Annotated in this window: 11 protein-coding genes; 6 read left to right on the forward strand and 5 right to left on the reverse strand. The window is 52.3% G+C overall.

Annotated elements, in window-relative coordinates; genetic code table 11:
- The first annotated feature begins 14 nt into the window (after nucleotides 1-14).
- From IE076_RS12160 to chrA, 4 genes are all read left to right on the forward strand, one after another.
- Nucleotides 15-938, forward strand: a complete 924-nt coding sequence (locus tag IE076_RS12160) for a DUF4434 domain-containing protein (protein ID WP_189437075.1) — start codon at nucleotides 15-17, stop codon at nucleotides 936-938.
- A complete protein-coding gene (gene wecB / locus IE076_RS12165) occupies nucleotides 935-2,086 on the forward strand; it encodes a non-hydrolyzing UDP-N-acetylglucosamine 2-epimerase (RefSeq protein ID WP_189437076.1) in 1,152 nt (383 codons plus the stop codon). The genes IE076_RS12160 and wecB overlap by 4 nt, the downstream gene beginning before the upstream one ends.
- Before the next feature lie 474 nt (nucleotides 2,087-2,560).
- Nucleotides 2,561-4,507: a multicopper oxidase family protein gene (locus IE076_RS12170; RefSeq protein ID WP_189437077.1), complete on the forward strand. Its 1,947-nt coding sequence runs from the start codon at nucleotides 2,561-2,563 to the stop codon at nucleotides 4,505-4,507.
- A 34-nt stretch (nucleotides 4,508-4,541) separates the two neighbouring features.
- Entirely contained in the window at nucleotides 4,542-5,849 is a 1,308-nt protein-coding gene (chrA, locus tag IE076_RS12175) for a chromate efflux transporter (protein WP_189437078.1), read from the forward strand.
- A 77-nt stretch (nucleotides 5,850-5,926) separates the two neighbouring features.
- Here chrA and IE076_RS12180 read toward each other — a convergent pair whose 3' ends face one another.
- Nucleotides 5,927-6,943, reverse strand: coding sequence for a zinc-dependent alcohol dehydrogenase (locus IE076_RS12180; RefSeq protein WP_189437079.1), 1,017 nt, complete (start codon nucleotides 6,941-6,943; stop codon nucleotides 5,927-5,929).
- Nucleotides 6,944-7,513: 570 nt separating this feature from the next.
- On the reverse strand, nucleotides 7,514-8,359 hold the full coding sequence (locus tag IE076_RS12185; protein ID WP_209009065.1) for an HpcH/HpaI aldolase/citrate lyase family protein: 846 nt from the start codon (nucleotides 8,357-8,359) through the stop codon (nucleotides 7,514-7,516).
- A 221-nt stretch (nucleotides 8,360-8,580) separates the two neighbouring features.
- On the opposite strand from IE076_RS12185, the gene IE076_RS12190 reads away from it, so the two are divergent.
- A complete protein-coding gene (locus tag IE076_RS12190; protein WP_189437080.1) occupies nucleotides 8,581-9,624 on the forward strand; it encodes a MaoC family dehydratase in 1,044 nt (347 codons plus the stop codon).
- A gap of 51 nt (nucleotides 9,625-9,675) precedes the next feature.
- Nucleotides 9,676-10,401, forward strand: coding sequence for a hypothetical protein (locus tag IE076_RS12195; RefSeq protein WP_189437081.1), 726 nt, complete (start codon nucleotides 9,676-9,678; stop codon nucleotides 10,399-10,401).
- Nucleotides 10,402-10,457: 56 nt separating this feature from the next.
- Here the strand turns inward: IE076_RS12195 and IE076_RS12200 are convergent, their stop codons facing one another.
- The 3 genes from IE076_RS12200 to IE076_RS12210 form a co-directional block, all read right to left on the reverse strand.
- The gene (locus IE076_RS12200) at nucleotides 10,458-11,669 is read right to left on the reverse strand and encodes an ArgE/DapE family deacylase (RefSeq protein WP_189437082.1); all 1,212 of its coding nucleotides are present in this window, start codon (nucleotides 11,667-11,669) and stop codon (nucleotides 10,458-10,460) included.
- 142 nt (nucleotides 11,670-11,811) lie between these two features.
- Entirely contained in the window at nucleotides 11,812-12,345 is a 534-nt protein-coding gene (gene uraD, locus IE076_RS12205) for a 2-oxo-4-hydroxy-4-carboxy-5-ureidoimidazoline decarboxylase (RefSeq protein WP_189437083.1), read from the reverse strand.
- Between the two features lie 10 nt (nucleotides 12,346-12,355).
- Complete coding sequence (locus IE076_RS12210; protein WP_189437084.1) at nucleotides 12,356-13,534, reverse strand: urate hydroxylase PuuD; 1,179 nt, start codon at nucleotides 13,532-13,534, stop codon at nucleotides 12,356-12,358.
- Nucleotides 13,535-13,536 lie beyond the last annotated feature (2 nt).

Consider the following 13,536-nt stretch of genomic DNA (forward strand, 5'->3'; position numbering starts at 1 on the left):
GTATTCCTATTCGCATGAGCTTCATCCAGCCGTGGGGTAATGAATATTTTCCTAACCACAGGTTGTGGCGCAGTGAACTCCTTTCACATCAAAGACTTGGCGTAGAAGAAATCATCCTTCAATGGACCCTGTGGGGCAACGAATTGATCATGGAAGTTAAGCCTCCAATTTGGCTGGAGGCAGCGGTTATGGGGGCCCATCAATCCGGGACCAAGATGTGGTTCGGACTGCGTTACGATCCTTCCTTTATTGCGAAACTGAGGGCCGAAGGGCAGCCATACCTTGACAGACGCCTTGAGGAAACCAGAAAGCTAGCCAACGCCTTAAAGGCACAAATGCAATATGTCGCCGAGCCATCCGAGATTTTTGCGGGCTGGTATATACCAGATGAAATCGACGGCAGACTGTTGTTGGATAGTGATCTTAGAGAACTGATCACCCAGTATACCACTCAGACCCGCGACGTCTTGCAAGAGGTTCTTCCAGGCCCAGTGGCGATTTCCGGATACACCGATTTGAAAAGCGAACCACAAAAACTAGCGGATTATTGGAACAGCCTGATGGCCGCATCATCCATGGACCTCTTACTGCTGCAGGATGGGCTAGGGGCCAAGCTTATGGAACCTTATTCCAGCCGCAGTCTACAACGGGCCATCAGCCAAGCCTTCCAGCTGCAAGATCACACAGTTATTCCTGTGGTCGAAATCTTTGAAATAGATCCCAGAACCGTAGACTTCAAAACAATCCCAACCACTATGAACACCATGAAAAGCAGACTGAAAAACGCACGCTTTTCAGATGAGCAGCCTGTGGCTTTGTTCTCACTATCCAGCCACATCCTCAGGTTTGATAACAAACACAGCCGCGATATGGCGGAGTTTTTAACTGGTAACGCGAAAGCCTGCGAAGACACCTATGGGCCGAACAGCATAAGATGAAGCTACAAGAAACAAAGATCATCGGAGCAGGGCCTGCATCCGTTCTTTGTATCGTCGGCACCCGTCCGGAAGCCATCAAGATGGCTCCGGTGATCTCCGCAATTGCAGAACGCCCAAGTCTCAATGCTCATGTGCTGATGACGGGCCAACACGGAGAAATCGCATCAAACGCGCTATCTTCCTTTGATATTGACAAGATCAACTGGCTCGATCTGTCCGACATCGGCCACCACTTGGCAGATCAGGCAGGAGAACTCCTGAAAGGCATCAGCGCCTATATTGCACACCACAAGCCCCGATATACGCTGGTGCATGGCGATACAACTACAGGATTCATCGGAGCCTTAGCCAGTTTTTACAGTTCGGTACCAGTAGGCCATGTGGAGGCTGGATTACGCAGTGGCGAATTGCATGATCCATTTCCCGAAGAAGCCAATCGGCGACTAGCCGACCAGCTTTGCCACAGATTGTTTGCACCCACGGAGATCGCCAGAGATAATTTGCTGCGCGAAGGCATTAGCCATAACAAGATTTTGACCACGGGCAATACAGTGGTTGATGCTGTGCGTTATCTGGCCAGGAAAATGAAACCGACCCACAAACTCGACGAACTGAAAGACGTACTTGGCCCTCAAAAGCAATTGGTGCTCGTCACTACACACCGGCGCGAAAATTGGGGCGAACCCATGCGCAATATTTGTAAGGCTGTGAAGACCATCGTGCATAGTCATGAGGACCTGCAAGTGATTCTACCAGTGCATCCAAACCCGATGGTCAAAGATGTGATTGAATCTGAGCTCAAGAATGTCGAACGTGTCCATCTGGTCAATCCGTTGTCTTACGAAGCGCTCATCGCATTGCAACGCGATGCCGATCTGATCCTCACAGACAGCGGCGGCATTCAGGAAGAAGCACCGGAGTTCGGAACACCATTGCTGATCTTGCGCCAGACAACCGAACGACCAGAGGCAATCACCAGCGGACTGGCAAAGCTCGTCGGCACATGTGAGCAAACCATCATCGAGGAAGCCAATCGCATCCTCGGAGACCAAAACACGAAGCCAAAGTGCAAAAACCCGTTTGGCGATGGTCTGGCTGCACAGCGCATTGCAGACGTCGTCGAAAGCCACATAAACTCATGTAACTAGAGCCAAACTCACCATTATAGTTTTAGTTCCATAATCTACCTTATGCGTGATTATCATATAAGCGCCCCACAGTACCTTTGGTACTGCTGAGAACCACGTAATGAGCTCTTGCCGCATCACTAATCCGTACGATTGAGATCTCAACCAGATCAGCTCTCATAGAATTTCACGACAGACGCCACAGCGCAGCCCCAAACCATGGACCATGCAGATCCTGTGCTTGAGTATCGATCAATGTAATCTGAGTAAATTACGAATTGTTTTGTTATAATTTCAGTATAATTTACAATCTGTAGGATCATCGTAAGGTACACATCACCATTCTCAGGGTTGTTATCCTACCCTTTTGCCCTACGTGATTGACACTAAACTTATTTATATATAATTTCCGCTAGGTAAAAATAGTAGGTAGCTCTTATATACTTGATGCTGCCCAATAATCATTCATGATCGTTACATCCGGAAGCAATAAAAATGAATAAAAGAGTACCTGTGCCGGTCAATCCACCCCATCCAGGGCGTCGTCGCTTTCTTAAAGGTACTGTTGCAGCTGGCGCATTGCTGGGCGCAAACCTGTCTGGCTTCGGAACCAGTTTTGCCAGCAGCGGCCCCCAAGGCGGCCCTGTAACGCTCATGGATCCGGGTAGCCAGCAGAAGTTCGTCAATCCACTGCCAATCCCGCCAAGAATTTATGCAACTTCGGATTCTCCGCTCACTATTCCAATCGGCGCCACCGCGCAATGGATGGGACTGGTTGATGCTCAGGGTACTCAACTAAGAACCCCCGTTTACGGTTTAGGCGTTGCTGGTCAGTTCACAACCCCCGGACCAACAATCATTGCAAGACAAAACGAGACCGTGCATGTCAACTGGCAAAACCAGCTACCTGATGACAGACCACACCTTCTACCCGTTGATACGGGCATGCATATTCCGGATGTGAACTCTCCTGATGGTCAGTTCAGTGCTCAAAAGCCGGTGGTAATTCACCTGCATGGCGGCCATAGTGAAGCCGAAAGCGATGGAAATCCACTCGCTTGGTACACTCAGGGTTATCAGTCCACTGGACCGGAGTTCGCTAAGCAAGAATACCAGTATGACAACACGCAGGAAGCCATGGGCGCGTGGTACCACGATCACACAGTCGGCATGACTCGCCTCAACGTTCATGCCGGTCTGCATGGGATGTATCTGATCAAAGATGACAATGAACAGCGTCTAATTGACAATGACATTCTACCGTCAGATCACCACATGATCGACATCTCAATCACCGATGCGCTGTTTGATGATCAAGGCCAGCTCTACTATCCTGGCTGGCACGGCCAACCCATTAATCCAATTACACAAAAAGCGATTCAGGACTCGTGGCCAAACCCGTCAATTCTGGACGAGTTCTTCGGAAACTTCATTCTCGTCAACGGTATGGTCTGGCCCAAAATGGATGTTGAGGCCAACAAGTACCGGTTCCGCCTGCTCAACGCCTCCAGCTCACGCACCTATGTGCTTGAGTTTGAAAACAAAATGCCGTTCTATCAACTTGGGTCCGATGGCGGTTTCCTGGACAAACCAGTTCAGCTGACCCAGCTGGTCATCAGCCCGGCAGAACGTATGGATGTTCTCGTGGACTTCACGCAGGCTGCCGGATCTCAGATCATTTTACGCAACCATGGCCCTGAGATTCCATTCCGCGGCTTTGTTGACCCTGCAGATCCGGCAAACGCAACCAAACTCGTTTATAACGAGGATGGAGAGCGTTCGATCTCCGATGGACACGGCGGACTTGCCCCCATCGCCAGCCCGGATAACACCGGCGTTATCATGCGTTTTGACGTGGCCGAGGCCAGTGATGCCATCCCAGCACAAGCCGCTCAGTTCACTGAAACTGTGCCTTTGCGCACACCATACCAACCAATAGCAAGAGATAACGTCGCCGTTGTACGACAGCTCATTGTCTATCCTCAGGATGACGACCTGGGCCGCGAACTGAACCTGCTTGGTACACCAGAATCCGGCTCCGTGTTCTTCATGGACCCTGTCACAGAAAATGTGGCCCTCAACACCACAGAGGTCTGGGAAGTCTACAACGCCACCGCTTCCGGACACCCCATACACGTGCATCAGGTGCAGTTTGAGGTGATCGACCGTCAGGAATTTGATTGGGAATTCACGCCCCGCGAGCAACCGCTGATGAACACCGGAAGGACCTTCGAAGGTGCTACCATTGAGCTTCAGGGTGTCAAGGGAGATAGGGTCCTGCCACAGCCAAATGAGCAAGGCAGGAAAGACACGGTCATCGCCCTACCTGGGCAGGTCACGCGTATCATTGCCCATTTTGACCTTCCTGGTGAATATGTATGGCACTGTCATATTATCACCCACGAAGACTATGACATGATGCGTAAATTCGTGGTGACATAGCCCGCCCAGCCAAGAAGTCAGGCATCCTGTTGCAATGAGAGATATCGTAGAAACCGCCTTGCCTAGTGGCCCGCCACCACCGTCATTAGGTAAGGCAATCGCCACCTTTGCGCGAATTGGAATACTCTCGTTTGGTGGGCCAGCCGCACAGATTGCCCTGATGAACCGCATTCTGGTGGATGAAAAAAAGTGGCTCACACAAAAGCAGTATCTCAGTGCGCTGAGCTTCTGCATGCTCCTTCCCGGTCCCGAGGCTATGCAGCTGGCAGTCTATTCCGGCTGGAAACTGCACGGCTTGTTTCTGGGCCTCATGGCTGGGATCTTGTTCGTTCTACCCGGCGCAATTGTCGTCCTGACCCTTGCAATCATATATGGCGCGTTTGGTGATGTACCGGTCGTTTCATCCCTGTTTCTTGGAGTGAAAGCGGCAGTCTTTATCATTGTGGTGCAAGCACTTATGCGGCTTTCCAAGAGCGCTCTTGCCGGTACAGCCCACTGGGTGATCGCAGCGCTCGCCTTCATCGGCATCTTCTTTCTATCCCTGCCATACCCGCTAATTGTGATCGCTGCGGCTCTCTACGGCCTGTGCTTCAGTAAAACGGCAAAACAGGAGGCGACGGAGCACATCACCCATGGCACCTCCATTCGCCAGACAATAACCACACTACTCATTTGGTTAGCCATTTGGTTCGTGCCTTTGGCAGTGGTGGACTACATGACCAGTCCGTCAATCCTGGGGGATATTGGCACCTTCTTCTCCAAACTTGCACTGGTAACATTCGGCGGCGCCTATACTGTGCTGGCCTATATGGCTCAGGATGTGGTCACCCAATTCGGATGGCTAACCGCCCATGAGATGCTGGACGGCTTCGGTCTGGCAGAAACCACTCCGGGACCGCTCATTCTGGTGACGGAATTTGTAGGATACCTTGCTGCCTACCATCAGGGCGGCTTCTGGTTTGGTCTTGCCGGTGCCGCAGTAACCTTGTGGGCGACCTTCATTCCCTGCTTCATGATGATCTTTACGGGCGCGCCCTATATCGAATGGATCAGCGCCCAGCCACGCCTCAATGGAGCACTTGCGGCAATCACCGCTGCTGTGGTCGGCGTAATCCTGAACCTGTCCCTCTGGTTCGGCCTGCATGTCCTGTTCCAGACCGTCAATCAGGAACACTACGCCATCTTCACCCTCTGGCGCCCAGAGCTCTCCTCAATAGACTGGCACATCGTAGTCCTCTCAACCCTATGCGCCGTCGGCCTGCTATGGCTGCGTTGGGGCATCCTGACAGTTCTCTTCCTCTCAGCTTTGCTGGGTTGGGGCCTTGTTACCTTTGTGGGTTAAAATTAGACCCGCAAGAAAATGCCACAGCACGCGAGAAGCGGCTGCGGCACTCTTAGTCTGTGTGAGTCTTTTCTAGCCTAGAGGTCCATTACGATACGGCCATCAATCTTTCCGTTGCGCATGCGATCGAAGATATCGTTGACGTTCTCCAGCGGCTCTGTGCTGTAGTGCGCAGCTACTTTGCCTTCGCCGGCAAACTCCAATGATTCACGCAGGTCATTTCGTGTGCCCACAATGGAGCCGCGCAATGTTTTGCGGTTGAGCACCATATCAAAGATGTTCAGCGGAAAATCCTCAGGAGGCAGACCAACAAGGCTCATGGTCCCGCCACGTGCCAACATGCCAACACCCTGCTGGAAGCTCTTGCCAGCCACCGCAGTCACCAGCACACCTTCAGCGCCGCCACCAGCTTGCACTTCAGCCACAGGGTCACACTTGAAGGCATTGAGCGTCATGTCAGCGCCAAGTGATTTCGCCAGCTTCAGCTTATCTTCTGCAATGTCCACCGCGATAACATGCATGCCCATGGCCTTGGCATACTGCACTGCCAGGTGGCCAAGCCCGCCAATACCGGAAATCACCACGGTTTGTCCCGGCTTTGCCTCGGTTTCCTTCAGGCCCTTATAAACGGTCACACCAGCGCAAAGGATTGGTGCGGCAGGGGCAAACTCAAGCTCTTTTGGAATATGAGCCACAAAGTTCGGATCCGCCAACGAATATTCTGCAAAGCTGCCATTGACGCTGTAACCGGAGTTCTGCTGCGATTCACAAAGGGTTTCCCAGCCATCTACGCAGTGGCGGCAGCAGCGGCAAGCGGTATGAAGCCACGGGATCCCGACCCGGTCCCCTTCCTTCACACCAGTCACATTACGACCCTTTTCAACCACAATACCAACGCCTTCATGGCCCGGAATAAAGGCTGGTGTCGGCTTAACCGGCCAATCACCTTCCACCGCGTGCAAGTCGGTATGACACACACCAGTGGCCTCAATTTTCACCAGAATGCCATCATCGGTAACAGTAGGCTTTTCAACTTCACACACGTCCAGAGGTGCACCAAACTCGCGCACAACGGCCGCTTTCATCATAGACATGACGGGCTCCTTAACCAGCTTTCCCTGTGTGGGCCAGGGCGGCGCCAAAGCATACAGGGAAAGCAAAATCCTCCAAAATACAGGCAGGTTTTGCCAGCATTTAAGAGGAGCCTAACAAACAGGAGACCAAGTAGAAAAGAGATGATATTTCAAGTATACTTAGGAAGTTAATAACGTGACATCACAGTCATTCAACCTTGAAAAACCCAACGCCCCACTCAAAAAAATGCAGTCCCAAGGCCGAAGCCCTCACTTACACACAACTCTATAAATGAAATTAATTCAGTAACTTAGGTGAAATACGTAACGTACTTCACCCAATGGGATGAATTTTTTCCATCAATCGAAAGCCCTGCTGAAACCACCGCAAGCCCCTACTCTCTTGCCATAAACCTCAAGTAATTGAAGTAAACGTACCTACATATAAACTTAAATAGGACCAATTTGTAAGTAAAAATACTAAATACGGCATAAGGTAGATTATGGAATAACTTGTAATTATTACAGTTTAACATAAACCTCTAAAGTATTCAAGCAAACAAGCTGCGCCGCTCACTCAGAACGTTGCTTTCATAGGTGTTCATCACGATCACTCAATCCCAACAGACGGCGTGCACGTAAGATAACGGCGGTATCCACCATCTTGCCATCAACCACAAATGCGCCTTTTCCGGCTGCTTCCTTCTGTTTTTCAAGCACGTTCCGAGCCCATTTCACTTCGTCCTCATCAGGCTCAAAGCACATATTGATCACGCTGACCTGGGAAGGGTGAATGGCAAACTTGCCATTGTAGCCCATGTCTCTCGCGTTTCGGGATTCATCCTCAAGGCCCTCAGGGTCATTGAAATCAAGAAACACCCCGTCGATCGCCCAAAGGTCATTTTGAACCGCTGCATTGAGGAGCTGACCACGCGGCCACACAAGACTGTTCCACGCCATGGTACCACCGGTTTCCGCCGTATAGTCCTCGTAGCCAAAGGCTAGCGAATGAAGTGGCGCATGGGTCGAGGCAATCGCTTCAGCATTGGAAAGCCCAGCTGGCGTCTCCAGAAGTGCACAGACCCGAAACATCTCTCTGGACTGGTGATGCTTCAACAAGTGATGCAGCTGCTCCACATCACGCGGGCTCTCGCACTTGGGCAGGAAAACCCAATCGGGCATATGAGCCAACTCCAGTAACAGCAACACATCCTTTAAACCATCCGGTGTGCTCAGCGAGGAAATGCGAATACCAATCTCGCAGCCCTCCTGCCCGCGGATCTTGTCCTGAAGACCCCGCAGCAAGTCACGAGCCGCCGGTTTGTCCTTGGCTGCAACGCCGTCTTCCAGATCAAGCACCACACATTCAGCTTCTGATGTAATCGCTTTGTCGAAGAGATGTGCTTTTTCTGCAGGTAACAACAACAAGCTTTTCAAACCGAAACTCCAACTCAATCCGTTGATGACGTTTGGTTAGATTTTAGATCAGTAACATTTAATTTCCCAAGAATGTTTAGGATTAAAGCACGTCCATTTGATGACAAAACCTGGAAGCTGAAAGTGTCAGCCAGATCGCGCCGGAGCATACAACCAGCCCCCTGCCCGTCACACAAAGCGCGAAGCGGTTGACCACAAAACAGGCTGAGAGGAGCCGCCCCATGTATTCAGCCTATGCGCAACTTTCAGAGACCCGTTTTCTGGAGATCTACGGCCTGAATTTCGAGGAGTTCTCAGAAGGTCAGGTCTTCCACCATCGCCCTGGCCTGACGGTTTCCCAGCAGGATAATGCTCAGGAAGCGCTAGATACCTTCAACGCCGCAATGTTGCACTATGATGGCCATTACGCAGCGCAAACGGAATTCAAAAAGCCGCTGGTGGTCTCCACACTGACACTGCAAAGGATCTTCGGCATGAGCTGGAAGACCTTCGCACGCAAAGACCGCATTGTGGCAATTGAAGAGATCACCATGACCGCCCCCGTTTTTGGCGGTGATACGCTCTATTGCACGAGCAAGATCATTTCAGTAGGCCACACCGCAGGCAACACCGGTACTGTCACGGTGAAAGCATCCTGCACCAATCAGGAAGGCGTTGAAGTCGCTGCCCTCACCTACACGCTCACCATCTTTAAAAAGGGCAAGCATCCGGTCTGGGGCAATCTGCCGGGGAGTTGCAGCAACCCATGGTTTCTCGCCTATCACAAGCGCGAGGACGGCTCACTGCAGGAAACAACGGGCATCTTCTTTGAAGGGTTTGCCAAAGGTCAGGTTTTTGAGCATAGACCGCAGATCACCCTGCATCCCTCCTCCATGCTCCAGCACGCCGCACAGAACATGCAGTGGCATCCGCTCTATCACAATCCGGAGTTCGCCCGACAAACCTACGGCAGAGACCGCCTGCCCGCATGCGAGCTGCATGTCCTGTCATTGATAACAGCTGCAACGACAACCACCTTTGGCCGTGTGGTGGCCAATCTTGGTTGGACCGATACAAAGCTGTCTCGCCACTTCTATACCCAAGACCGTTTCAGGGTGGAAAGCGAAGTCCTCGCGGCGCGGGCCAGCCATTCCCGACCCGATCAAGGCATTTTGACTATCAAAACCGTCGCCCGCGACCAAAACGAGGAGGAAGCTGTCTCCTTCATTCGCACCCTTTTGGTCTACCGCGAGGACAAAGGCCCTTACTCTGCCGCAGGTTATTGATCTGGCTCCGTATTCTCCTATGATGCATGGCCATAAGGGAGGTCGGGAAGCGTGGAACAGACAATCTTCGGGAAGCCAACAAGGCAGCAGCTGGCGGCACAAAACAATGCGGACCTTTACAAGCACATGTTCAAGGCCCACGGCATTGCCTTTGAGGTTTCAAAGGGCCTGTTTCAGTGCACCGTCCAGCCCCTGCCATTTTACTCAAGCATCGTCACGCTGAATCCGGCCACATCACCAGATCCAATCAACAAGCTTGCCGGTAGCGCCCACTTTGATCTTTACGTCAAGGACAGCTTTGCAGATCTGCCGCTGGCCAACTCAGGCTTTCTGCAGCTTTTTGACGCAAACTGGTTTCGTTTTGACGAGAGAGGCGACGTAAACACCACCGGTTGGGAGAAAGTCGCCACGCCAAGCCAGTTGAAACACTGGGAGGCAGCATGGAAGGACGGTGGCAATCAAACCGCACAGACCATGTTTCCCTCAAATCTGCTGGACGATACCGAGATCACCTTTTGGGGCTATAAGCAGGCAGGCAGTTACACGAAAGGCTTCATAGGTAACGATTGCGGACACGCAACCGGGCTTTCCAATGTCTTTGCCAATACGTTGTGCCCGCATACCTACCATGAAATGGCGCAGCTCCTGCAAACATGGCGCCCACAAAAGCCAGTTGTCGGCTACACCCGCGGCCAAGCCCTAGAACACGCCTTACAGGCAGGCTTTGAAAGCACCGGAGACCTGAGGGTCTGGCTCAAACCAGTCTCGCCAAGCTGACGACCAGCACTGTCACCCCTAACATCAAAAAGCCCGGAACAACCCGGGCTTTTCATTTATCGCAGCAAGGTCTTCAAGGCGTCGGCCACAATAATTGTCGCCGCCTTCAGGTCAGATAGTTGAAGGTGCTCATCAGCGCCATGCGCATTAGCCTCTGGAATAGAACGCGGCCCTGCGCCATAAAGCACCGTTGGAATACCTGCCTCCGCATAATGGCGCGCATCCGTGTAGAGCGGTGCACCGGTGGCTTTCAGATCAATGCCCAAAACCTCTTTGGCCGGCCATTTCAACGCTTCCACCAGTTTTTTGGCGCCCGGTAGCTCGCGCAAAGGCTCAGCGATCATGATACGCCGGCACTCCACTTCCACACCGCGATCTGCCGGCACCACAGATTCAATCAGCTCAATAAGCTGCTCTTCCACCTGCTCGCCGCTCTCTTCAGGGATCAGCCGCCGGTCAATGCGCAGCGAAACCCGGTCCGGCACCACATTGGTGTTGATGCCGCCTGAAATCAGCCCGACAGTGATCTGCGGTGAACCAATGCCCTCCTGCACGCTGGAGACAGACTTCAAACGCTCCCGCTCGCAATAGATTGCCGCAAGAACAGGCGTTGCCGCCTGCAAGGCATCAGCACCATTCTCCGGCATCGCCGCATGGGCCTGCCGGCCACGGAAGATCACTTCCATATGCAAACAGCCATTGTGAGCCGTCGTGGCGGCATAGGAAAACCCGGCGGAAATCGCATAGTCTGGCTTGGTCAGCCCTTGCTCGAGAAGCCATTTTGGGCCTACAAAGCCGCCTGTTTCCTCATCATAGGTCAGATGCAGCTCCACAGAGCCTTCCAGCTCATCCGCATATTCGCGAAGAGCTAGAAGCGCAAAAGCATAAGTCGCAAAATCACCTTTGGACACAGCCGCACCACGGCCATAAAGCGCACCATCTTCAATCTCGGCGCCATAAGGCTCCTTCGACCAGCCTTCTCCCGGAGGCACAACATCCCCATGGGCGTTGAGCGCAATCACTGGTCCCAATCCGTTGCCAAATGTCTCACGCACAATCAGATTGGTGACGGACACCATCCCGTTCTGACGCACAAACGGTTCTGGCACCGGATGTTTTTCAACGGCAAAGCCTAGGCCTTCAAGCAGCTCAGCAGTCCGCAATGCGTGGCGCTCCGTATCCCCCGGCGGGTTATCGCTAGGCACCTGGACCAATTCGCGCAGGAACTCAACCTGCTCCGCAAACCGGCTTTCTATCGCGGCCTTCATGAACACTCCCTTTGAATTTTATAGCCTTGCTAATCCAATGGATCACTGTGCTGGTTGCAAGCCTATTATCACTTACACAGCCCTGTTCCGGTGGATTATTGCGCATCAAGCATACATGCAAGTCCCAAAGCGACAGAAATGTTTAGTCGCCCGAAGCCGCACCTTCGATAATCATATCTTCCAGACGAAATCGGAAAATACGGCAAACCTGCCGTAACGCCTCAGCAAACTCCTCCTCCAAAGAGTTTTGAAGACGCACCCGAAAAGCCTCCAGGATCTGATGTTTGTCCGCACCTTTCACCGCAAAAATGAACGGAAATCCATAGCGGGATTTATAGGCTTCATTTAGCTCGGTGAACTGCTCATATTCAGCATTATTGAGCAGGTCAAGACCGGCACCTGCCTGTTCATCAACTGAAGCTTGCGCCATTTCTCCGGCGCGCGCTGCTTTCCCTGCAAGATCAGGGTGTGCCCGGATCAACGCGAGCTTGCTGCCTTCATCCGCTGCTTGCAAAGCTTGAGTAAAGGCCTCGATGAGAGCCTCGCGAGAAGTAAAAGGCGCCGACCGCTGTGCAACAACTGCCACCCACGGAGAATGTTCGGCCACATTGCCAAACACCTCAACGAAAGTGTCCTGCGTAAACTGGTTCACCTCATCCAGAGAAAATGTCCCCATCCCAAATACCTCAGTGACCTTGCAGCCATGCGCCCAAAAGCGCACGTTCTTGCTCGGTCATACCTTTCTCATTTCCCAAAGGCATCGCAGTAGACCGCACCGCCTGCGCCATGATCAAAATGTTGTAGCGCCGCAAATTCGCAATACTGTCCAACTCAATATTCATTGGTGCCTCAACAAACGCATCATTGGTCGGCGTCGCGCTATGGCAGTCCGCACAGTGCATCTGCACAATCTCCAAGGCTTGCGCATCAGAAACAACTGCACCTCCAACCAGTTTCTCTGGTGTTGTCACAATCACCGCTGTAATCAGACTGACTGCTGCCACAGGCAGCGCCCACCAAAAATTAGCAAAATTGTCATGAGCATCGTGGCGATTGATGAAGTGACGAACCATACCACCCATCACAAGGATCAGGGCCACCACCAAAACCGGCTGCCCGTGGCCCGTAAGTAATGGGTAGTGGTTGGAAACCATCAGCAAAAGAACCGGCAGCGTCAGATAGTTGTTGTGAACCGAGCGCTGCTTGCCAATTGCCCCAAGCCTCGCATCAGGTTCACGCCCCGCCAAGAGCGCCGCTACAATCTTCTTCTGGTTTGGAATAATCACCATAAACACGTTGAAGGCCATAATGGTCCCGATCAGCGCGCCCACATGGATCAAAACGCCCCGGCCTGAAAAGACCTGCGCATACCCATAGGTCGCCGCCAAAATGATCACCAGCAGGCATGCCGCCAGCAATGGCGTATTCTGCCCGATCGGAGACCGGCACAACCGGTCATAAACCAGCCATCCGGCAAGGAGCGATACCACTGAAATCGCAATCGCCTCTGCTGGCAAAAGCCGCATCACCTCAGGATCAATGAGATAAACCGAGGCGTTGAAGTAGTACTGAACCGTTAGAAGTGCAAAACCGGAAACCCAGGTGAGATAGGCATCCCACTTATACCAGATCAGGTCTTTCGGCAGTTCCTTGGGGGCAACCATGTATTTCTCGACATTATAAAAGCCGCCGCCATGAACTTCCCATGCGCTACCTAAAATGCCCGGTGCCTGCCCCTCCCGTTTACGTAAGGAAAGGTCCAGTGCCATAAAATAAAACGAGGTCCCAATCCAGCCCACGCCCACAATCAAGTGAAACCAGCGGAAAAGCAGATTGAGCCATTCACTAAGGAAAGTGGCTGTCATTG

This window comes from Pseudovibrio japonicus (assembly GCF_014651595.1).
GTDB lineage: Bacteria > Pseudomonadota > Alphaproteobacteria > Rhizobiales > Stappiaceae > Pseudovibrio > Pseudovibrio japonicus.